Source organism: Streptomyces javensis, assembly GCF_039525925.1.
GTDB lineage: Bacteria > Actinomycetota > Actinomycetes > Streptomycetales > Streptomycetaceae > Streptomyces > Streptomyces asiaticus.
The window spans coordinates 1-1,523 of sequence record NZ_BAAAIF010000232.1 but is presented as its reverse complement, the minus strand read 5'-3'; the positions used below and the strand labels follow the sequence as shown (position 1 = coordinate 1,523).

Below are 1,523 nucleotides of genomic sequence, written 5' to 3'. Positions count from 1 at the left end.
AACCACATCCCCGACCTGCGCGAGCTGCGGTCGGGAGCCATCCCTCACCAGCTCGAAGCACCCGCGAAGTAGCCCAGCCCCAGCAAGATCAATCTCACCGGCACTTTCTGTACCGCAACTACTCACACCCGGGGCCCCACGAGTCTCGCACGGCAGCATCTCCAACACCACTGACCAGGTGCTTTCCAGTTCGCCTACGGCAGACGGCCACATCGCGCACACCGCTGGATGACGTCGCGGCACCCACGCCAATGTCACGTCACCCCGATGTTGCCGATCTTGAAAAGGGGGACGGCCATGGCCGTCACGACTCCCACCGCACGCGAGATACCCGAGGTCAGAGCCGACCTTGCCGCCTGGGCCACCGACCAAGGCCGGGACGGCATGGCGAACTGGCTGTACTGCATGCTCTCGGCCGATGCCCGCACCTCGTACGACGACCTCCTGCCGCCCGGCGTCACCACGCCGCAGGCCCTGGCGGCCCGCACCGCCGCCGGGCTGCGAACCGCCGAGCTGTCCTACGTCACCAGCGACATGACGGCCCTGGCCCACCACGCCGCCCAGAGCCTGGACAACTTCGACATGCGGCCCGAGGACCTGCCCGCCCCGACGGGCATGCTCGCCTTCGAGGACCCGCCGATGCGGTACGAGGCAGCAGGCAACCAGCCCATTCGACTGGTCACTTGGGGCCCGTGGCTCGGGCACCTGGCGATCGACTACTGGAGCGGAACCCGCGAGTACCTCGACCAGGTCGAGGCCGCCCTCCCGGAGTACTTAGGGGACACCAGCCCGGCCGAGAGCGCGGCGTGGCTGCGCACGAAGTTCGCCCACGTCGCCCCCGGCCAGATGGCCTCGCTCCAACCGATCCACGGCTACAACTACCAGCGCACCACGCTGATCGAGCCGGGGCTGCTTGACCTGAGCGACACACCGCCGGGCGACGTCGCCCTCCTGCGGCTGATCCAGGCCACCTGGCTGCTGATGGGCCAGTCCATCGCCACGAGCGAGCGTGTGGCCGCCGACCGGGCTTCCCGGCGCCGCATCCAGCGCATCGACCGGGACTACGGCACCGAGGTCCGCCTCATCCGGCTGCGCCGGGCCCGCACCGAGCGGGGTACCGACCCGGCCGAGCGGTCCGGTAGCCGCGAGTACCAGCACCGGTGGGTCGTACGCGGACACTGGCGGGACCAGTGGTACTCCTCGCGCGGCGCGCACAAGCCGATCTGGATCAGCCCGTACATCGCCGGGCCGGAGGGCCTGCCCTTCATCGGCGGCGAGAAGGTGATGGTCCTGGCCCGGTAGGACGGCCGACGCCGCGGCGCCCGAACCCCGGGCGCCGCGGTGCTGCGCCCGGGACACGCCGGCCGCGGCGCCGAGCGGAGCGCCGGCGTCAGGGAAGGCCCGCTGGGGCCGGCCCTGCCCTGGCGCGGCCGGAGAACGCGCCAACGGCAGCGGGCGGCTGCCTGTGGGGACGGGAGCCGCGCCGCTGCCGCTGGGCGGGGCACCGGGCGGGCTCAGGGGGG

1 protein-coding gene is annotated in these 1,523 nt (G+C 72.0%); it reads left to right on the top strand.

The genetic code is table 11. The features are described from left to right. The first annotated feature begins 297 nt into the window (after nt 1-297). Nucleotides 298-1,302, top strand: coding sequence for a hypothetical protein (locus tag ABD329_RS47710; protein ID WP_198281628.1), 1,005 nt, complete (start codon nt 298-300; stop codon nt 1,300-1,302). Nucleotides 1,303-1,523: the final 221 nt, after the last annotated feature.